The organism is Janthinobacterium agaricidamnosum (assembly GCF_003667705.1).
Taxonomy (GTDB): Bacteria; Pseudomonadota; Gammaproteobacteria; order Burkholderiales; family Burkholderiaceae_D; genus Janthinobacterium.
Map to the genome: position 1 here is coordinate 1,820,072 of NZ_CP033019.1, position 18,674 is coordinate 1,838,745.

Genomic DNA, 18,674 nt, shown 5'->3' on the forward strand with positions numbered 1-18,674 from the left:
ACAGCATGATAGGCGAACATTCATCCAAGCAATACGACAACGAACTCGAAGCGATCCGCTCGAAAGTGCTCCTGATGGGCGGCATCGTTGAAACCCAGTTCCTCGACGCGATGACATGCTTTCGCATCGGCAACCCGGAACGCGCCGACCGCGTGATGCGCGAAGACGACGTCGTCAACCAGCTGGAAGTGTCGCTGGACGACGCCTGCAGCCATTTGATCGTGCGCCGCCAGCCGGCCGCCAACGACTTGCGCACCATCATGGCCACTATCAAGGTGATTACCGACCTCGAGCGCGTAGGCGACGAGGCGACCAAAATCGCCCGCGTGGCGAAGAACTTGCACAAGCGGGGCAACGCCGTCGTCAACCATTACGAGATGGTGCGCGGCATCGCCAACACGGCCACCGACATGCTGCACGACGCGCTGGACGCCTTCGCGCGCAACGATGGCAAGCAGGCATTACAATTAATTGCACAAGACGCCATCATCGACCATGAGTTTCGGTCTATCATGCGCAACCTGATTACCTTTATGATGGAAGACCCGCGCACGATTTCGGCGGCGCTCGATACCCTGTGGGTGGCCAAGGCCATCGAACGGATCGGCGACCATGCGAAAAACATCGCCGAATACGTGATTTACGTGGTTGAAGGCAAGGACATCCGCCACACCAAGGTGGCTGCTCCCGCCATTTCCGAGGAGCTCCCTGAGTAAGCTTTATGGCATCTGATAAAACCACGGTATTGATTGTTGAAGATGAGCCGGCCATCGTTGAACTGGTGACCTATTCGCTGCGCGAATCCGGCTGGAATTGCTGTTCCGTACAAAACGTCGCCGATGCCTGGGAATTCATCCAGCACCGCACGCCGCATCTGATCCTGCTGGACTGGATGCTGCCGGACCAGACGGGTTTGCGCCTGCTGTCGCGCATCCGCGCCGACCGCAATTTCGCCGCCATCCCCGTCATCATGCTCACCGCCAAGAGCATGGAAGAAGACAAGCTGGCCGGACTGAACAGCGGGGCCGACGATTACGTCACCAAGCCGTTCTCGCCGCGCGAGCTGCTGGCCCGCGCCAAGGCCCTGTTGCGACGCAAGAGTCCGGAACACGCGCAGGCGCCCATGCGCGCCGGCAACGTGGCCCTGGACCCCGTCAGCTGCACGGTGATGATGGATGAACAGAAGATCGATATCGGCCATGCCGAATACAAGCTGCTGAAATTCCTGCTGGCCCATCCGGAGCGCGTGTTTTCGCGCAGCCAGCTGCTCGACAAGGTGTGGGGCGACCATGTGGTGATCGAGGAACGCACGGTCGATGTCCACGTATTGCGCTTGCGCAAAGCCTTGAAAGAGGCGGAAAGCCTGATCAAGACCGTGCGCAGCGTCGGCTACATGTTGTCTGAAAAGTAAAGCCTCACTCTATGAATCCGAAATTGCTGTTCTGGGTACCGGCCGCCCTGCGCATGGTGCTGGCGCTGCTGGGCGTGGCCGTCGTCTGGTATCTGTTCGGCGCCACGTATGCGCTGGGCATCGCCTTCGTGCTGATGGCCATGATGGTCTTCGTGCAGCTGTCGTATTTGTTCCAGCTGAGTAACTGGCTGGACAATCCGCAAAGCGCCAAGCTGCCCGACGGCTGGGGCGCCTGGACCAGCATCTTCGCGCGCCTGTACCGCATGCGCCGCGATGACGAGAAAAACCAGGCCGAGCTGACGGAATGGCTGGCGCGTTTCCGCCAGGCCATGCATCTGTTGCCCGACGGCGTAGTCATCATGGATGACGTGCTGTTCCTCGAATGGTGCAATCCTGCCGCCGAGAAACACCTGGGCCTCACGCACGAGCGCGACAAGGGCATGCGCGTGACGAATTTGATCCGCAGCCCCGAGTTCATGGATTACATCATCCTGGGCCGCTACGACCAGCCGCTGACGATTACCTTCCGCAACCGCAAGCTGATCGTGCAAATCATCCCGTTCGAGAACCGCCGCCAGATCCTCGTCACGCACGACGTGACGGAGACGGAACGCATCGAAATGATGCGCCGCGACTTCATCGCCAACGCTTCGCACGAATTGCGCACGCCGCTGACGGTCATCGTCGGCTTCCTGGAAATCGCTTCCGCCGAGCTGGACCTGGATGCCGCCACGCGCGCCGCCCACCTCAAGCTGATGACGGAGCAGGGTCACCGCATGCAGCATCTGATCGAGGACATGCTGACCCTGTCGCGCCTGGAATCGGTCGACTATCCGCTGCGCCCCGAGCCCGTGGACATCAAAAAGCTCATGCAGCAAGTCTTGCGCGACGCCAAGGGCTTGTCGGCCGGAAAGCATGAAGTGACCATGGAATGCGACGGCCCCGACGTGCTGGGCAGCTACGACGAACTGTACAGCGCCTTCGGCAACCTGGCCTCGAACGCCGTGCGCTACACGCCGGCCGGCGGCACCATCACCCTGCGCTGGCAGGATGGCCCGGCCGGACCGCAATTCATCGCGCAAGACACGGGCATCGGCATCAGCCAGGAACATATTTCGCGCCTGACGGAACGTTTCTACCGCGTCGACAAGAGCCGCTCGCGCGAAACGCAGGGCACGGGCCTGGGCCTGGCCATCGTCAAGCACGTGCTGCTGCGCCACGGCGGTACCCTGGCCATCCAGTCCGTGGCCGACAAGGGCAGCAGTTTTATCGTCAGCATGCCCAAATCCGTCGTCACGCCGCTGCAGAGCGAGTTGCTGGTCAAGTAGGCCGGGGAGGGGAGCATCCCCTGCCTGTTTCCCGTGCGACTAGTGCAAAGTTGGCATAAGTCGTTACAATCTGGCTATGACTTTAATCAACGCCTCTTTTCGCCAAGCCGGCGCGCAGCAACTGGCCCAGTCGCTGCTGGCCGCGCGCCAGGACACCCTTTCCCTGTTTGACTGTTACGTCACTGCCGGCCTGGACGTGGTGGCGGGCCTGCCCCGTCATCCGCGCCTCAATCCGCCTTTATGGCAACTGGCGCAGATCGCCTGGTTTGCCGAGTGGTTCATCCTGCGCGAAGCGGCGTCCAGCCATCCGGCCGATGCTATTTATAACTCCCTGCTGACGCGCGGCGACGACTTGTTCGACGCCAACATGGTGCAGCAGCGCGCGCGCTGGACGCTGGAACTGCCCAGTCCTGGCGCCGTCAAAACGTATTGCCACGAAGTACTCGACAGGGTCCTCGATAAACTGTCGCGCGAAGCCAATGTCGACAGCGCCCTGGCGCCGTACCGGCTGGCCCTGGCCCATGAAGACTTGTGTGGCGAGGAAATGCTGGCCGGCCTGCAATGGCTGGGCCTGGAAGCACCGGAATCCCTGGCCGCCAGCCCGGCTTTGCCGCCCGGAGCGGGCCAGATCGCTTTTCCTGGCGGTACCATCGCACTGGGTTCGCCGCGCGGGAACGGGTTTGCCTTCGACAATGAATCGCCGCCCCACAGCTGCCACGTGGCGCCGTTTTCCATCGATGCCTGCGCCGTATCCAATGCCCAGTTTGCCGACTTCGTCGCCGATGGCGGCTACCAGAACCGCCAGTTCTGGAGCGCGGCCGGCAGCGCCTGGCTGATGCGGCAGGAGCGCTCGTCGCCGCTGTACTGGCTGCGCGAAGCGACGCAGTGGCGCACCATGCGTTTCGGGCAGCGCACGACCTTGCCGCCGAACGAAGCCGTGCGCCACATCAACCTGTATGAAGCGCAGGCCTATTGCGCCTGGGCGGGGCGCCGCCTGGCGACCGAGGCGGAATGGGAGTATGCTGCGCTGTCCGGCCACCCGCGCTTTCACTGGGGCCAGGTGTGGGAGTGGACGGCGACGCCGTTCGAGCCGTATCCGGGCTTTGCGGTGGATGCCTGGCGCGAATATTCGGCGCCGTATTTCATGCAGCACCAGGTACTGCGCGGCGCCTCCTTCGCCACGCCGCCGCGCCTGCATTCGGCCCGCATGCGCGCCTTCCATGCGCCCGAACGGGGCGACATCTTTGCCGGCTTGCGCACCTGCGCCTGGTAGCGCGCCGAGAACAGACATCATTTCAGGATACCCTTGAGTACAGATAACGCCCCGCAGTTCATTCCCAAACGCATCACGCCCACGCCGGAGCAGGTCGCCATCCAGACGGCGCAAAAGAAAGTGGTCTTGATCGACGCCAATGCCGGCGCGGCCAAGACGACGACCCTGGCCCTGCGCCTGGCCGAAGCCCTGCACCGGGGCCGCGCGCCCGAACGCATGCTGGCCCTCGTCTTCACGGAAGCGGCGCGCGTGGCCCTGCGCCAGCGCCTGCTGGAAGTGGGCGTGCCGCTCGGTGTCGTCAAGCGCCTGACGGTCGACACCTTCGACGCCTTTGCCGCCAAGGTGCTGTTGCAGCTGGAAAACATGCAGGTGGCCTCCATGCGCAGCGATGAAGAGCTGCGCCCCGTGGCCTGGGAAGCGCTGGAAGTGGTCTCCGAGAAATACGCTCACCGCTATCCGCTGGAAATCAACACGACGAATGGCGCCATCGCCGAATTCCTGAAACTGCAATTGCGCACCAAGGCGCGCCTGGATTTCCAGAATCCCGACTTCGAGAGCAACTCGCTCGATGACAACCTGGAAATGCTGGGCATGTCGCGCACGCATTATCTGTGGCTGCGCGAATATGAAGGCTTGCGCGGCGCCGACACGGGCGATATCCAGTTCCGCGCGCCCTTCGACGCCACCTACGACCTCGTGCGCATGCTCGACGGCGACGAGCCGCTGCGCCAGCAATTGCCGGCCTTCCAGATCATCGTGGCCGATGAATTGCACGACTTGAACGAGGCGTCGTTCCGCCTGCTGACCATGCTGATACGCCGCGGCAACGCCTTTTTCTGCGGCGCCGGCGACAAGGATCAAGTGATCTACACGTGGTCGGGCGCTGACCACCGCTTCCTGCGCCAGCGCTTCGAGCAGGAATTTCCCGCCTTGCAGCGCCTGCCGCTGACGGCGTCCTACCGCTACGGCCCGCAACTGGCGCAGGCTGTCGGCGTGCTGAAAAACAAGCCCAGCGTGTCGGCCCTGTCGCGCGCCACCCACATTGAACTGCTCGAGTATGACCATGCGCAGCCGCAAGCGTGCAGCGCCCAGCTGATCGCCGCGCTCGAACACGCACATGCGGGCACGACGGCCATCTTGCTGCGCGACCGCGACCAGGCGATCCGCGTGGAAACGGCCCTGTTCCAGAGCGGCATCGCGTATGGCCTGGTGGACATGAACAGTTATCTGCTGAGCCTGGAAGTGCTGATGCTGCGCGGCATGGTCGCCATCGCCCGCAAGGATTTGCACGCGATCAAGAGCGGCCCGCGCCGCGGCGAAATCCTCGAAGCCCTGGTGGCCTTCGCGGAAATCCCGTTTACACGCGCGGAATTGCAGCAAGCCAAGGCCGACGTGGCCAATTATCCCGACTTGCTGGAAGGTTTCTTGACGAACCAGCTGGCCAAGTCGCAGAACCAGGACAAGGCGGCGCTGACCCTGGCCGCCGTCGATTACCTGCGCGCCTTGCCCCCCGATGCCCTGGCCGGCGACGCGCTGCAGCACATCTTTGGCCTGATGCAGCTGGAACAGACGGCGCGCCGCATCTATGTCGACCCTGCCCAGGCGCGGGTCGTGGCCCGTTCCCTGCATGGCTTTATCGCCGTGTGCCGCGAAGCGGGCGTGGCGCTGGGCGGCTTCGCCGGCTGGCTGGGCGAGATGGAAGACGCCGTGACGGTCTCGACTGGCAAGGCCAAGCTGGTCATCGCCTGCATCGACCAGATCAAGGGCCTCGAATACAACCACGTGATCCTGCCTTACCTGGCCGTCGACGAATTCCCGCGCAGCAAGACTGATCCGCTGGAAGAAGAGAACCGTTTTTATGTGGCCGCCACGCGCGCACGCGACAGGCTCAGCTTGCTGACGCCGGAAGACCCCGCCTACCGGAGCCGCTACATCGCCGCCCTGCAGCTGAAAAACAAGACTGTTGCGTCCAAGGCATAAATCTTTTGCCGCGCGGCCGCTTTTTGCGAAAGACGAAAGCGCGCATACTTTGTTCATGTGATCGCTTTTGATCTGAATTAACAAAGCTAACCAAGGAGGAACGACGCCTAACAAAACCGTAGCGAGCGGCGATGATTTGTGGCTAAGAAGCGCAACCGTGCTGGAGCACGGTGAGCATCGCAGGCCGCAAAGCGCGACGCGCAGTAGGTTTTGTTTGGCGTCCACGGTATGAAAGTATTTTTGACAGGTGCGGCAGGTTTCATCGGCAGTTCCATCGCGGCGGGCCTCGTGCGCGCCGGCCATCAGGTCACGGGCCTCGTGCGCAAGCCGGAGCAGGTGGCCGAGCTGGCCACTATCGGCGTGCAGGGTATCGTCGGTACCTTGAACGACCGCGAGCTGATCATCGAACAGGCGAGGGCGGCGGACGCCGTCATCAATGCGGCCAGCAGCGACCACCGGGGCGCCGTGGAAACCATCATTGAAGCGCTGGCCGGCAGCAACAAGCCTTTCCTCCACACCAGCGGCTCGTCCATCGTGGGCGACGCGTCGGGCGGCGAGGGCACGGAACAGATCTATTATGAAGACAAGCTGCCGGCGCCCACGGCCGACAAGGCGGGACGGGTCGCCATCGATGAGCTGGTGCTGGCCAGCGCAGGCCAGGGCGTGCGCGCCAGCGTGTTGTGCAACACCCTGATCTACGGCCATGGTGCCTTGCCGCGCGACAGCGTGCAGCTGCCCCGTTTGCTCAAGCAGGCGCGCAAGAGCGGCATCGTGCGCCACGTGGGGCCGGGCCGCAACATCTGGTCCAACGTGCATATCGACGATGTCGTCAGCCTGTATTTGCTGGCGCTGGAAAACTCGCCGGCCGGCACCTTTTACTTTGTCGAGTCGGGCGAAGCGGCTTTCCGCGACATGACGGCCGCCATCGCCCAGGCACTGGACCTGGGACCTGCGCAGGACTGGCCGCTGCCGGAAGCGATTGCCGAATGGGGTTACGAGATGGCTTCCTACGGCCTCGGCTCCAACAGCCGCGTGCGCGGCGAGCGGGCGCGCAAGCTGCTGGGCTGGCAGCCGCAGGGACCGTCCGTGCTGGCATGGATCGGGAACGACATGCTGCGTTCGCCGCGCGCCACGACTGCTTGATGCAGCTCAGCAAATCCGCATCTGTGTGCGCTAGCGAACGGTGCTTTTGCCCGATCGGGAGTATGATGCCTTTGCTTGGTTGAGACGCACTGCCGTGAAGTTGGCGGCATGTTCGATCTTCCAGCAGGTCAGCCGGTCGCCTCAAGGATCGGCACCAGATTTCCGCTGCCGGCGCGCTTGCGCCAGGCAGCCATGCACTGCAACTCCAGGTCGCGGTGTGAACTGCGAACCCCTTCAAGGCCGGCCCTAGCCGGTCTTTTTTTTGCCTGTTTTTTGCCCGTTATTCCCGCCGCCGCGCCATTCACCGCTGCCCGTCCGCCATTCGCCGAAGCGCTGTTTTCGCGCGGCCGAAATCCGCGTATCTTTACGATCAATTCACTTCAAGGGGCGACCGTGAAACCTGAACCCGCTTATTACCGCCGTACCCAGCTGCTGTGGGGCGTGCTGCTGATCGCCATCGGCGCCGTCATCCTGCTGGACCGGCTCGATGTGATCCATCTCCATGATTACTATGCACTATGGCATTATTGGCCGCTGATACTGGTCGTCTTCGGCCTTAACAAGCTGCTCACGCCCGTGTCCGCCAAGCAGGTATTGAGCGGCTTGTGGCTGATCTTCTTCGCCGCCTGGTGGTATGTGTCGTATGAAGAACTGTGGAACTTGAATTTCTACAATAGCTGGCCAGCCTTGCTGATCGCCTGGGGCGTGGGCCTCGTGCTGGAACCGCTGCTGAACAAACACTTTATTGCCTATCGGGAGTCCGAGCATGAAAAATAGACCGCCGCTGCACTCGCCATCGCAGATCGTGCTGGGCGTCATCGTCATCGGCCTGGGGCTGCTGTTCCTGCTCGACAACCTGGGCTTCATCAACGTGCGCTACACCTTCCGTTTCTGGCCCACCATCCTGATCATTTTCGGCTTGCTGAAAATATCGCAAAGCCATAACCGCTCCGGCTACATACTCGGCGGCGTGATGGTCTTGCTGGGCTTGAGCTGGACCCTGAAAGCCATGGGCTTGTTTTATATCAACTGGAGCATGCTGTGGCCGCTGCTCATCATCGCCGCCGGCGTGGCCGTGGTGTCGAAATCCTTGCCCGGCGCACAGCAGCGGCAGCGCCGCCGGCATTTTGCCGCGCCGCCCGATGGCAGCGCTGCGCCTGACGCCTTCGTCCAGCCCAGGAATGGCGCCGTGTCGCTCGACAAGGAACCCGCCGATGCCGATGCCGCTGCAGCACCCGGCACGGGCGGCCAGGCCGACGACGACAGCATCATCGAAGTGACGGCCATCCTCGGCGGCTACGTGCGGCGCGTGTCGTCGCAGCGCTTCAGGGGCGGCGATATCAACGTCATCATGGCCGGCTGCGAAATCGACTTGCGCCAGGCATCGATCGACGGCGAAGCCGTGCTCAACGTGTTTGCCCTGTGCGGCGGCGTCACCATCAAGATTCCGCCCGACTGGAGCGTCGTGCTGCAAGGCACGCCCATCCTTGGCGGCTTCGAAGAAAAGACCATCGTGCCGCCGAACCAGAACAAGCGCCTGTACGTGACGGGTTACGCCATCATGGGCGGCCTGGAAATCCGCAACTAGGCGCGCATGTCCGGACCCTTGTCGAAGCGGCGCGGCGCCGTGGTGGTGTTCCTGGTGTGCATCGCGCTGGGCCTGGCCCTGGCCTCCCTCCTGGCCAGGGTGGCGCACGCGCCTTGGCTCAATGCCGTCCTGCTGGTGGTGCCCGCCACGCTCGTGTATGCGATCGGTTCCGGCTTTTCCGCGTTTTACCTGTGCCGCGCCTACCCCTTGCACGCGCGCCATCCGCTCGCCATTGCCGGCGTGATGGGCGTGGCGGCGCTGTTCGCGGGCTTGCTGTGGGCAACCCTGCTGCAATTTCTGAACAGCGTCAGCCTGTTGCCGGACGTGCGCTGGCTGGGCGTGGACCTGACGCAGTCGCTGCTGGCCCTGTTCTTCGGCCTGGGCGCGCTGCTGTATTGCCTGGCCGCCGCCGTGCATTATCTGCTGCTCGAATTCGTGCGCGCCAGCATGGCCGAGCAACGGGGCCTGGAAGCGCAGCTGATGGCGCAGGAAGCACAACTGCGCATGCTGCGCACGCAAATCGATCCGCATTTCCTGTTCAACAGCCTGAACTCCATCAGCGCCCTGACGTCTATCGATGCGGCGGGCGCGCGCCAGATGACGGTGCAGCTGGCCAGTTTCTTTCGCCAGAGCCTGAGTCTGGAAGCGCACAAGCACATCACCGTGCAAGAGGAACTGGTGCTGATCCGCCACTTTCTCGCCATCGAGCAAGTGCGTTTTGGCACGCGCCTGCAAGTGGCGGAAAGCATCGACACTGCCGTGCTGGCCTGTTTGCTGCCGCCCATGCTGATACAGCCGCTGGTGGAAAATGCCGTCAAGCACGGCATCTGCGGCTTGACGGAGGGCGGCCTGATCGCCATCGAAGTCCGGCGCGTGGGCAGCCTGTTGCAGATTGCCGTGCGCAATCCTGTTGATGCGGATCAGGGGCCAGCGCGCGGTAATGGCGTGGGCCTGGAAAATGTGCGCCAGCGCCTGGCCGGCGCGTATGGCCACAAGGCCGGCGTGCACTGGGCGCGGCACGGCGCGACGTTTGAAGTATCCTTATCGATGCCGGCGCAGACCGGCGGCACGGAGGAAGCATGATGCAGGCAAGAATGCGGGTGGCCATCGTCGATGATGAATTACTGGCGCGCAGCGTGTTGCGCGAATACCTGGCGCGCCACGACGATATCGACATCGTGGCCGAGTGCGCCAACGGCTTCGACGCCGTCAAGGCCATCGCGGAACTGGAACCGGAACTGGTGTTCCTCGACATCCAGATGCCGCGCCTGGACGGTTTTGAAGTGGCCGAGCTGATCGGCGCAAAGACTAAGCTGATCTTTGTCACGGCCTACGACCAGTACGCCTTGAAGGCGTTCGAATGCCATGCGCTCGATTATCTGCTGAAACCGTTCAGCGAACAGCGCTTCGACCAGGCGCTGGCCCATGCGCGCGCCAACCGCAGCACGCCGGACACTGTGCAAACGCTGGCGCGCGAGGCGGCCACGCGCGCCGCGCCCCTGGACCGCGTGCTGATCCGCGACGGGGCCAAGGTCCACGTCATCGCCAGTGCCCGGATCGATTACATCGAGGCGCAAGACGACTACATCAGCATCCGTTCCGAGGGCAAGTCCTACCTGAAAAGCCAAACCTTGGCGGAGCTGGAAACCCAGCTCGATCCCGCCAAGTTCCTGCGCGTGCACCGCTCGTACCTGCTCAATATCGACGGCATCCGCCGCATCGAGGCGGCGACGAAAGACAGCCACGTGGCCATCTTGCGCGACGAGACGAGGATACCCGTGAGCAAGGCGGGGTATCAGAAACTCAGATTATTGGTGGGCTAGCATTTTCTATGGCATAGATGCTTAATCATCTATGCGTGATATCATCAGGAGATGATAATTGAATGCGCCGAAGACTTGGCCGGTCACGTTTCACGATGACTTCGATGCGGAATTCGATGCTCTGCCGATAGATGTCCAGGATGAATTGCTGGCGAGTGCCGATGCACTGTCGAAGCTGGGTCCGGCTGCCGGGCGTCCTCATGTCGGGACGTTGAAAAATCCTAAACACCCGAATATGAAAGAGCTGCGTTTCAAGGCCAATAACGGGGCAGAGGTGTGGCGTGCGGTCTTTGCTTTCGATACCCGGCGAGAAGCGGTGATTCTGGTTGCGGCAGCCAAGCAGGGTGTCGACGAGGACAGGTTTTACAGGGATTTGTTGTTCAAGGCAAATGCGCGCTACGAGCAACACCTCAAAAACCTGACCACGGCGAAAGCAAGGCAGGGCAAAGGCAGGAGATGATTTCAGGAACAGGAGCTTGCCATGGGAAGAAATCTGAACGACGTGATCCACAGTTTGCCGGCCGAGCGTCAGGCAAAAATTGCGGCTCTGTCCCAGGAAAAAATGCAGGAAATGATAGCGCATGCCGCCACGCTGACGGATTTCCGCAAGGCCGTGGGCAAGACCCAGGCGGAGGTTGCCAGGGAACTGGGGATTCAACAGCATGCCGTTTCCCAGCTGGAAAAGCGTACCGACACCTATGTCTCGACCTTGCGCCGCTTCCTGCAATCGCTGGGCATGACATTGGAATTGTCGGTCGTCGCGCAAAACGGCGTTCGTATCGAACTGCAGAATTTTCTGCGTAGCCAGGAAGTTGATGCCGATGTCCATGACAGCGCACTTGCTGAGTCTGCGACGCCCCCCCGAAAGCGGAAGGCCAGTGTGCCGCGCAAGCGGGCTGGCAACACCTGAAGAGATTAACCGCGTGCTATCCGCCAGCCTGCTGCACATCCCACCACGTGGGCAAGAGCTGGCGGATTTCCGGGCGTGAAAAACGGTCGTCGATCAGGTAGACGACGCCCTTGTCCGACTGGGTGCGGATGACCCTGCCGGCCGCCTGCACCACCTTCTGCATGCCCGGATACAGATACGTGTAGTCGTAGCCGGCGCCGAAGATGTCGCCCATGCGCTGGCGGATCTGCTCGTTGACGGGATTGATCTGCGGCAAACCCAGGGTGGCGATAAAGGCGCCGATCAGCCGGGCACCGGGCAAGTCGATGCCTTCGCCGAACGCGCCGCCGAGCACGGCAAAGCCGATGCCGCGTGTTTCCAGGCCGAAGCGGCCCAGAAATTGCGCGCGGGCACCGTCATCCATGCGGCGCGGCTGCTGCCAGATGGGCACGTCCGGGTAGTGCTGGGCGAACAGGGTGGCCGTCTTTTCCATGTAATCGAAGCTGCTGAAGAAGGCCAGGTAGTTGCCCGGCGTTTCTGCGTATTGCTTCGCTATCAATTGCACGATGGGCAGCAGCGAAGCGGCGCGGTGCTGGTAGCGCGTGGAAATGGTATCGGCCACGCGCACGGACAGTTGTTCCGCCTGGAATGGCGATTCCACGTCGACCCAGGCCGTGTCGGCCGGCATGCCCAGGGTATCGCTGTAGTAATTCCACGGGCTCAGGGTGGCGGAAAACAGGGCCGTGCTGTGGCTGGCCGCGAAGCGCTCTTTCAAGAACGGTGCCGGCACGATGTTGCGGATGCAGACGGTGGAACCCGTCTCCGTCTTGCTGACGTCGAACAGCGAATGCTCGCCAAAGCTTTCCGCCAGGCGGTTGATCAGCAGCACGTCGAAATAGAAGCGCTGCAAGTCTTCATCGAGCGCGGTAGCATGCTCGGCCATGTAGTCGCCGATGGCCGTGGCCACGCCTTGCAGGGCGCCAAAGAATTTGTCGGGCAAGGCGGCATGCACGTGGTAATCGCCATCCTGCTCCTTGAGCAGGGCCGTCCACTGGCGCGAGAGGCGGTCCAGCGGCTTTTTCAGCCCTTCGGGCGCGAACTTGCGCAGCATTTTCAGGTCGATCTGCGCCAGTTCGGCCGAATACATGCTGCGCGCGCGCGACACCATATTGTGCGCCTCGTCAACCAGCACATTGACTTTCCAGTCGTGGGCCAGGGTCATGCCGTACAGCATGGCACTGAGATCGAAATAATAATTGTAGTCGCCGATGACGACGTCGCTCCAGCGCGCCAGTTCCATGCCCAGGTAATAGGGGCAAATACCCTGCTGCAAGGCGACGGCGCGCACGGCTTCCTTGTCCAATATCAAACCGCTGGCCAGCGCCACCTCGCGCGCCAGCGGCAAGCGGTCGTAAAAACCCTTGGCCAGCGGACATGATTCGCCGTGACAAGCCTTGTCGGGATGCTCGCAGGCACTGGTCTTGGCGCTCAGTTCCAGCACGCGCAAGGGCAGCAGCGGGGCGCTCTCCTTGAGGATGGCGCAGGCGTCGAGCGCCATCTGGCGGCCCGGCACCTTGGCAGCCAGAAAAAACAGTTTGTCGAGGCCATGCGCGGCCGTCGCTTTCAACATGGGAAACAGGCTGCCCACCGTCTTGCCGATGCCGGTCGGCGCCTGCGCCAGCAAACCGCAGCCGCGGCTGCTGGCCTTGTACATGGCTTCGGCCAGCTGGCGCTGTCCCGGGCGGAAGTTTGCGTGGGGAAAGGCCATGGCCGTGAGCTGTGCGTCGCGGCTGGCCCGGTGCGCCATTTCCTGCTCGGCCCAGTCGAGGAACAGCGCGCAATGCTGCTCGAAGAACAGGCGCAGCGCCTCGGCCGTGCATTCCTCGTGCATGACGGTTTCCTTCTGGCTGGCGATGTCGAAATACACGAGCGCCACGCGCAGCATGGGCAAGTTCAGCTGCTGGCACAGCAAGTGGCCGTAGATGCGCGCCTGCGCCCAGTGCAGCTGGCGGTGGTTGGCGGGCATCGTGTCCAGCTCGCCCCGGTAGGTCTTGATTTCTTCCAGCTGCCGGCGCGCCGGGTCGTAGCCGTCGGCACGGCCCCGCACGTGCAGGGGGCCGAAGTCGCCGCACAGGCTGATTTCGCGCTGGTAATCGTCGTCGCGCCGGCCCGTGACGGTGGCGTGGCCGGCCATGCCTTCCTGCGCCGTGGGCGAGGGCGTGAAACGCAGGTCCAGGTCGCCCACCTTGGCCGTGAATTCGCACAGGGCGCGCACGGCGATCGTGTACCTCCTGGCGTTCATGCCGCCGCCTGCCATTGCAGGTAGCACACGCTGACGGGCATGGCGTGCTGGGCGCAATAGGCGATCCAGCGCAGCTGGTTGTCTTGCAGGCGGTCGCCCGGACCCTTGACTTCGATCATGCGGTAGCGCCGTTCTGCCGGCCAGAACTGGATCAGATCAGGCAAGCCGCTGCGGTTGCTTTTGATATCGAGCAAGATGCGCTCGAACGCCTTCTTCAGATGAAATGCCGGCACGCAGGCCAGCGCCAGGTCCAGCAAGCCGTCGTCCAGCGCCTCCCAGCTGACGAAGGGCGAGACGACGCCGTGCTTCGCGGCAAAGGTGGCGCGGATGGCGGCGTGGTAGCTGCCGTCGTCCAGTTGCGCCAGGCAGGCGGCGAAGTCAATGCTGCGGCGCTGGTAAAAATCGGCGCTGTGCAAGTCGGCCGGGCCACGGTGGAACGGGTGGAAGAAGGCACCCGGCATGGCCTTGAAGATGGCGGGCCAGCACAGCAGACCGAACAGCGAGTTGATCAGGGTGTTTTCCACGTAATACACGGGCGCGTCATCGCGCATCAGGTGTTGCTGCACCACGCCTTCCACGTAGCAGGCTTCGCCCGGATGCGGCAGCAGCAGGTCGAGGCGCTCGACGCTGGCGGGGGCGCTGGCCGCCTGCTTCGCATGGCCCAGCTTGCGCCGCAAGCGGGGGGCCATGCGCAGCAGCAATTGTTGTTCCGCCTCGCTTTCCGGCGCCGCCAGGGCGATCATCAGGCGTTCATAGGCCGCTTGCGGCTGCTCGTCTTTTTCCAGCACGCGGATGGCGCGGCCCCGCGCACCCGGATAGCGGCAATCGGCATAGGCGCGGTAGGCGGCCGGCCAGTCCTGGCATTTTTCCAGGTGCTGGGCGATCTGGAAACGCAGCTTGTCGCGCCGGCTGGCCAGCCAGGTATTGTCTTCTGGCAATGGCAGCGCCGCCAGTTCCTGCAGCACCTCGTCCGCCGGTGCGCTGTCGTTGTAGCGTTCCCGGCACTGGTGCAGCACTTCATAGTGCTCGATATCCTGGCGCGTGCGAAAGCCGCGCGACTCGGGCGAAAAATCCACTCTTTCATATTGATACACGCCCAGGTCGGACAGCACGAATTCCGACCAGTCCTGATGATAGTTGCCAAAGTAAATCAGGCGCAGGCGGTCGCACAGGGGCTGCAAACCGATGCGGTACAGCACGTCGCTGCAGGCCGGATGCCAGGCGGAAAACGGTCTGTTTTCCGCATGCTGTTCGCGCAAGACCTCCAGCTGCTCGGCCTTGCGCGCCGCCTTCAGGGACGGGGCGAGATCGAAAGCCTGGGCGATTTCCGCTTTCAGCAATTGCTCGAACAGCTCGTCGAGTGCAATGACGGGATCGACTTCCACCCATGCCAGGGCCAGCAAGGGCAGGGCGGCCGCGCGCGTGTCGCCGATTTCCGGATACTTGAGCTTACTGGCGCGAAACAGGCTGCCTTTGCGCATGACAAGGCGCACGAACAGGGCGCGCGACGGCTGCGGCAGTGCGCCGAAGTCGGCGATGAAGCGCGTTTCTTCAGGGCTCAGCAGATCGGCGTAACGGGCGCTGATCCAGCTCAGCACGTCCTGGAAATTATCCAGATAGTACAGGGGATTTTCCAGGACTCTCAACATGGTGGGGCAATAGGGCAAAGATGCAAGGTGACGGATTTTACTGTGTTTATATACAGTTTAAACCTTCATCCGCCGCTTGCCCAGCGATTTTATGCTCAGCGAGCCGCGCTGTAGGCAAAACAGGTATCAAACTTTTCGTAGGGAATCAGTTCGGCGCGCAGGCTGGCCAGTTCGATGTCGGTCAGCAAGCCCCGGTGCGCCTGCTTGCGTCCTTTCGGCAACGCCACCTCGTAATCGAGGATGTCCCTGGCCAGCAAGGTTTGCAGCACGTCGGCTTGCCGCGCCGTCAGGTAGCGCGCATGCGTGCCCAGGGTGTTGGCCAGCTGTTCCCTGAATGCCTCGTCGCTGACCTCGTTATAGGTATCCTGATCCGCCATGCTGTTCAACAACATGTGGAACACGAAATCCTGCAGGTTTTTCGCCAGGTACTGCGCTTCATTCTGGTCATGCCACAGCAGCACGACGGGCATGTCGCCGTCGTGCTGGCCGGAGGCGAAAAAGCAGTAGTGGTCGCCCGCGCCCGTTTGCGCGAACGGGATGAAGCGGAAGGCGGGATCGATCTGCCGGTAATCGTCCGCGTCGCGCAAGGTGTCCGCCTCTTCGGCCACGGCCTTGATGTTGAGCAATTCGAAATCATCGGCATGCAACAGCAGGGTAGGGCGCTCCGTCAATGTGGGATAGACCAGCTTGTACCAGTCGGGCCCGTATTCGCCCACGGCGAGCATGCCGTCGCTCTCGAGCTGCCGGTACAGCGCAGGATAGATAAAGCCGTGTTTGCTTTCAATTTCTGAGAGCGTCATGTTTGTCCTGTTCAACGTGGGTCATGGCGGCATGATAGCCGAGGCGATGCCTGGCACGCTTCATGGCGGCAAGGATGAGCATGATTAATAGATATTTAAGTTTGCTTGTGTGGCATGGTCAACGTATGCTTGCCAGACTAAAATTCGCTGAGCCCGCATGAAAAACATCATCTTGATTTCCGCCGCCTGTTTGCTGGCGCTGCTGTCGACCATCGGCGCCTCCTTGCCATACCCGATCCTGCCGCCCCTGTTCGCGGCCGAGGCGCCCAATGCCTTCAACAATTTCCTCGGCTTGCCGTCCAAATTGCTGTTCGGCCTGGCGCTGACCATCAACCCGCTGGGTTTGCTGATCGGCTCGGCCCTGCTGGGGCCCCTGTCGGACCGCTACGGCCGCCGCCCCTTGCTGATGCGCACGGCCGTGGGCGCCGCCATCGGCCACGCGATCACGGCCTGGGCGCTGGTGATCCAGTCCTATCCGCTGTTCATCGTCGCCCGTTTCATCACGGGTTTACTGGAGGGTAACGGCGCCGTGGCGCGCGCCATGCTGGCCGACCAGCTGACGGGAGCGCTGCGCCTGCGCGCCATGTCGTGGCTGAACGGCGCGTTTTACCTGGGCTGGCTGGTCGGGCCAATTTTGGCGGGCGCGACCCTGCATTGGGGCGTGACGGTGCCGTTCTGGATCGCCGCCGCCGCGCTGATGCTCGTCGCCGTGCTGGTGGCCGTCGGCTTGCCGCGCGAAACGCCCTCGCTATTGACGACGTCGTGGTGGCAAGTGGCGCGCGACCGCCATTCGCTCAATTTGCTGCGCCATGAGGAGCTGCGCACCCTGTTCATCGTGCAACTGGCGTTCACCTGCGGCGTGGCCAGTTTTTATGAGTTCTATCCGCTGTGGCTGGTCGAGACGGCCCATTACCATGCGCAGGAGATTGCCTGGGTGAATGTGGGCCTGTGCGGCACGATGACGGTCACCTCCTTGCTGGCGGGCGGTCCCAGCCGCCATGCGCCGCTGCTGCGGGCCTGCTGGTATGCGTGCGGCGTGGCGCTGGCCGTGGGGATATTGGCGCTGGGTAATATCTGGGTGGGCATCGCCGCCATCGTGCTGTTCGGCATTCCGAATGCGCTGTACAACACGGTCATACAGGGCTGGTGCGCCGAGCGCTTCAGTGCGCACGGACAGGGCGCCGTGATGGGCTTGCTGGCCACCACCTTTTGCATCGCCAACATCGTCGTGGCCTTGAGCGGCTCCGTGCTGACCCTGATCGACACGCGGCTGATCCTCGTCGCGGGCGCCTTGTCCGCCGCCTGGGCCGCATGGCGCATGGCGGCCTGGCGCCGCCAGCTGGCCGGAACCGTCGAGGCGAAGGCTCGCCAGGATTTCTGCAGCTAGGCGCAGGCTATTTCTGGGGGTGTGGGAGGGGGGGGCGAATACCGGACCCTGCCGGTGAATTCTTGTAGGTCGGGCAGGTCGGATTAGCGCGCAAGCGCGTAATCCGACATCACCATGAGCGCCAGCAGTGCGTCGGATTACGCGCGGCCTTGCCGCGCTAATCCGACCTACGGCTTACTTTTTAGCAGCCTTCGGTTTGGCCGCCGGCGCCGCTTTTTCAGCCGCAGCCTGGGCGCCGGCCGTCGCTTTTTCCGTGGCCTGCGCCACTTGCGCGCTGGCCTTGGCGATCTGCTCTTCCACGGTCTTCACGGCCTGTTTCGTGGCCTTGGTCACTTGCTCGTAGCCGAGGAAGGCGTTGTCGATGGCGGCCTTGACGATGGCGACGGCATTTTCCGAGCCTGGCGGCACGTTTTTCGTGACGTCGTAGATCAGGGCGCTCAGATTGCTTTTCGCTTCGGCCACATGGGCTTCGGCGGCCGTGGTGAATTCCGTGTGGATTTCCTTGATGATGTCGTCGAGCTGCTGTTTATACGCTTTTGCGCCGGCCACGCCCGGCTGCAGCTGGGCGGCGGCGGCGGCCATGGCGGCCTTCGGATCCTTGGCCTGGCTGATTTCCTTGCCGGCGGCAAGGCCATCCTCGATGCCGGACTTGGCCGTGGCCATGTTCAATGCCAGCACCTGTTCCACGCCTTGCACGGCCTTGGAAGTGAGGGTGTTGAAGGTCATCAGCTGGAATTCAAACAGGGCCTTGGTGGCCGATGCGAATTGTTCGGGATTCGTAAACATGTGGTCTCCTCGGTTTGAATAGATACGTTCTTATCGTTCCATACTCTTTCGACGCCGCATTGCCATCGCTTGATCTCAAGCCGGTGCCCCGTGTGGTCATGGCCCCATTATTTAACAAGCGCCGGTTTTTCGCAACGGCTATCTTTGTACGGTCCCGAGGCCAGTTCCCAGCCAAATCCGAGGGTGGACTGGGCGCACGACAGGGTGCCGTCGATCTTGCTGCGCCACTTGTACCAGGGCGCCGGTCCGGCCGTGGCGTACGCGCAGGCGGCCAGCAGGGCCGTGGCGATCAGGTATTTCATAAGTACTCCGAAA

The 18,674-nt window shown here is 62.6% G+C and carries 19 protein-coding genes; 13 read left to right on the forward strand and 6 right to left on the reverse strand.

The window, feature by feature from the left end; translation table 11 throughout:
• Positions 1-5 precede the first annotated feature (5 nt).
• The 6 genes from phoU (at position 6) to D9M09_RS08365 (ending at position 7,135) form a co-directional block, all read left to right on the forward strand.
• On the forward strand, positions 6-716 hold the full coding sequence (gene phoU, locus D9M09_RS08340) for a phosphate signaling complex protein PhoU (RefSeq protein WP_070218051.1): 711 nt from the start codon (positions 6-8) through the stop codon (positions 714-716).
• A 5-nt stretch (positions 717-721) separates the two neighbouring features.
• The gene (locus D9M09_RS08345; protein WP_034755074.1) at positions 722-1,411 is read left to right on the forward strand and encodes a response regulator; all 690 of its coding nucleotides are present in this window, start codon (positions 722-724) and stop codon (positions 1,409-1,411) included.
• 11 nt (positions 1,412-1,422) lie between these two features.
• On the forward strand, positions 1,423-2,739 hold the full coding sequence (gene phoR, locus D9M09_RS08350) for a phosphate regulon sensor histidine kinase PhoR (RefSeq protein WP_070290773.1): 1,317 nt from the start codon (positions 1,423-1,425) through the stop codon (positions 2,737-2,739).
• A 76-nt stretch (positions 2,740-2,815) separates the two neighbouring features.
• Positions 2,816-4,012: a selenoneine synthase SenA gene (gene senA, locus D9M09_RS08355; RefSeq protein ID WP_240453589.1), complete on the forward strand. Its 1,197-nt coding sequence runs from the start codon at positions 2,816-2,818 to the stop codon at positions 4,010-4,012.
• A gap of 33 nt (positions 4,013-4,045) precedes the next feature.
• Positions 4,046-5,992 (forward strand): UvrD-helicase domain-containing protein, encoded by a 1,947-nt coding sequence (locus D9M09_RS08360; RefSeq protein WP_121669033.1) that lies wholly within the window; start codon positions 4,046-4,048, stop codon positions 5,990-5,992.
• A 228-nt stretch (positions 5,993-6,220) separates the two neighbouring features.
• Positions 6,221-7,135 (forward strand): NAD-dependent epimerase/dehydratase family protein, encoded by a 915-nt coding sequence (locus D9M09_RS08365; protein ID WP_121669034.1) that lies wholly within the window; start codon positions 6,221-6,223, stop codon positions 7,133-7,135.
• 128 nt (positions 7,136-7,263) lie between these two features.
• On the opposite strand, the gene D9M09_RS28865 is transcribed toward D9M09_RS08365, so the two are convergent.
• Positions 7,264-7,509 (reverse strand): hypothetical protein, encoded by a 246-nt coding sequence (locus D9M09_RS28865; RefSeq protein ID WP_162995518.1) that lies wholly within the window; start codon positions 7,507-7,509, stop codon positions 7,264-7,266.
• Between the two features lie 19 nt (positions 7,510-7,528).
• Here D9M09_RS28865 and D9M09_RS08370 point away from each other — a divergent pair, with 19 nt between their 5' ends.
• Genes D9M09_RS08370 through D9M09_RS08395 form a run of 6 tightly spaced genes read left to right on the forward strand, consistent with a single transcriptional unit; the run spans position 7,529 to position 11,456 of the window.
• A complete protein-coding gene (locus D9M09_RS08370; RefSeq protein ID WP_070290776.1) occupies positions 7,529-7,912 on the forward strand; it encodes a LiaF transmembrane domain-containing protein in 384 nt (127 codons plus the stop codon).
• The gene (locus tag D9M09_RS08375; protein WP_121669035.1) at positions 7,902-8,723 is read left to right on the forward strand and encodes a LiaI-LiaF-like domain-containing protein; all 822 of its coding nucleotides are present in this window, start codon (positions 7,902-7,904) and stop codon (positions 8,721-8,723) included. Before D9M09_RS08370 ends, D9M09_RS08375 begins: the two co-directional genes overlap by 11 nt.
• A gap of 6 nt (positions 8,724-8,729) precedes the next feature.
• The gene (locus D9M09_RS08380) at positions 8,730-9,806 is read left to right on the forward strand and encodes a sensor histidine kinase (protein ID WP_121669036.1); all 1,077 of its coding nucleotides are present in this window, start codon (positions 8,730-8,732) and stop codon (positions 9,804-9,806) included.
• An 11-nt stretch (positions 9,807-9,817) separates the two neighbouring features.
• Positions 9,818-10,546, forward strand: a complete 729-nt coding sequence (locus D9M09_RS08385; RefSeq protein WP_121669037.1) for a LytR/AlgR family response regulator transcription factor — start codon at positions 9,818-9,820, stop codon at positions 10,544-10,546.
• Positions 10,547-10,604: 58 nt separating this feature from the next.
• Positions 10,605-11,006, forward strand: coding sequence for a type II toxin-antitoxin system RelE/ParE family toxin (locus D9M09_RS08390; RefSeq protein WP_121669038.1), 402 nt, complete (start codon positions 10,605-10,607; stop codon positions 11,004-11,006).
• 21 nt (positions 11,007-11,027) lie between these two features.
• Entirely contained in the window at positions 11,028-11,456 is a 429-nt protein-coding gene (locus D9M09_RS08395; RefSeq protein ID WP_070290781.1) for an XRE family transcriptional regulator, read from the forward strand.
• A gap of 16 nt (positions 11,457-11,472) precedes the next feature.
• On the opposite strand, the gene D9M09_RS08400 is transcribed toward D9M09_RS08395, so the two are convergent.
• The 3 genes from D9M09_RS08400 to D9M09_RS08410 all read right to left on the reverse strand — a co-directional run bounded on the left by D9M09_RS08400 (position 11,473) and on the right by D9M09_RS08410 (position 16,186).
• Positions 11,473-13,737 carry an ATP-dependent DNA helicase gene (locus D9M09_RS08400; protein WP_121671011.1) on the reverse strand — a complete coding sequence of 755 codons (2,265 nt, stop codon included), beginning with the start codon at positions 13,735-13,737 and terminating at the stop codon, positions 11,473-11,475.
• On the reverse strand, positions 13,734-15,386 hold the full coding sequence (locus D9M09_RS08405) for a VRR-NUC domain-containing protein (RefSeq protein ID WP_121669039.1): 1,653 nt from the start codon (positions 15,384-15,386) through the stop codon (positions 13,734-13,736). Before D9M09_RS08405 ends, D9M09_RS08400 begins: the two co-directional genes overlap by 4 nt.
• Positions 15,387-15,481: 95 nt before the next feature.
• The gene (locus D9M09_RS08410) at positions 15,482-16,186 is read right to left on the reverse strand and encodes an SMI1/KNR4 family protein (protein WP_121669040.1); all 705 of its coding nucleotides are present in this window, start codon (positions 16,184-16,186) and stop codon (positions 15,482-15,484) included.
• A gap of 157 nt (positions 16,187-16,343) precedes the next feature.
• Between D9M09_RS08410 and D9M09_RS08415 the strand changes: the two genes are divergently transcribed.
• Positions 16,344-17,573 (forward strand): MFS transporter, encoded by a 1,230-nt coding sequence (locus tag D9M09_RS08415; RefSeq protein ID WP_070310499.1) that lies wholly within the window; start codon positions 16,344-16,346, stop codon positions 17,571-17,573.
• 174 nt (positions 17,574-17,747) lie between these two features.
• Here D9M09_RS08415 and phaP read toward each other — a convergent pair whose 3' ends face one another.
• A complete protein-coding gene (gene phaP, locus D9M09_RS08420; protein ID WP_070218072.1) occupies positions 17,748-18,359 on the reverse strand; it encodes a TIGR01841 family phasin in 612 nt (203 codons plus the stop codon).
• A gap of 107 nt (positions 18,360-18,466) precedes the next feature.
• Positions 18,467-18,661 carry a hypothetical protein gene (locus D9M09_RS08425; protein WP_070218074.1) on the reverse strand — a complete coding sequence of 65 codons (195 nt, stop codon included), beginning with the start codon at positions 18,659-18,661 and terminating at the stop codon, positions 18,467-18,469.
• Between the last annotated feature and the right edge of the window lie 13 nt (positions 18,662-18,674).

Excerpts from the sequence above, each read along its gene's own strand:
- phoU (WP_070218051.1), top strand. The coding sequence starts at position 6 with ATGATAGGCGAACATTCATCCAAGCAATACGACAACGAACTCGAAGCG.
- D9M09_RS08345 (WP_034755074.1), top strand. The coding sequence starts at position 722 with ATGGCATCTGATAAAACCACGGTATTGATTGTTGAAGATGAGCCGGCC.
- phoR (WP_070290773.1), top strand. The coding sequence starts at position 1,423 with ATGAATCCGAAATTGCTGTTCTGGGTACCGGCCGCCCTGCGCATGGTG.
- senA (WP_240453589.1), top strand. The coding sequence starts at position 2,816 with ATGACTTTAATCAACGCCTCTTTTCGCCAAGCCGGCGCGCAGCAACTG.
- D9M09_RS08365 (WP_121669034.1), top strand. The coding sequence starts at position 6,221 with ATGAAAGTATTTTTGACAGGTGCGGCAGGTTTCATCGGCAGTTCCATC.
- D9M09_RS08375 (WP_121669035.1), top strand. The coding sequence starts at position 7,902 with ATGAAAAATAGACCGCCGCTGCACTCGCCATCGCAGATCGTGCTGGGC.
- D9M09_RS08380 (WP_121669036.1), top strand. The coding sequence starts at position 8,730 with ATGTCCGGACCCTTGTCGAAGCGGCGCGGCGCCGTGGTGGTGTTCCTG.
- D9M09_RS08385 (WP_121669037.1), top strand. The coding sequence starts at position 9,818 with ATGCGGGTGGCCATCGTCGATGATGAATTACTGGCGCGCAGCGTGTTG.
- D9M09_RS08395 (WP_070290781.1), top strand. The coding sequence starts at position 11,028 with ATGGGAAGAAATCTGAACGACGTGATCCACAGTTTGCCGGCCGAGCGT.
- D9M09_RS08400 (WP_121671011.1), bottom strand. The coding sequence starts at position 13,737 with ATGAACGCCAGGAGGTACACGATCGCCGTGCGCGCCCTGTGCGAATTC.
- D9M09_RS08405 (WP_121669039.1), bottom strand. The coding sequence starts at position 15,386 with ATGTTGAGAGTCCTGGAAAATCCCCTGTACTATCTGGATAATTTCCAG.
- D9M09_RS08410 (WP_121669040.1), bottom strand. The coding sequence starts at position 16,186 with ATGACGCTCTCAGAAATTGAAAGCAAACACGGCTTTATCTATCCTGCG.
- D9M09_RS08415 (WP_070310499.1), top strand. The coding sequence starts at position 16,344 with ATGAAAAACATCATCTTGATTTCCGCCGCCTGTTTGCTGGCGCTGCTG.
- phaP (WP_070218072.1), bottom strand. The coding sequence starts at position 18,359 with ATGTTTACGAATCCCGAACAATTCGCATCGGCCACCAAGGCCCTGTTT.
- D9M09_RS08425 (WP_070218074.1), bottom strand. The coding sequence starts at position 18,661 with ATGAAATACCTGATCGCCACGGCCCTGCTGGCCGCCTGCGCGTACGCC.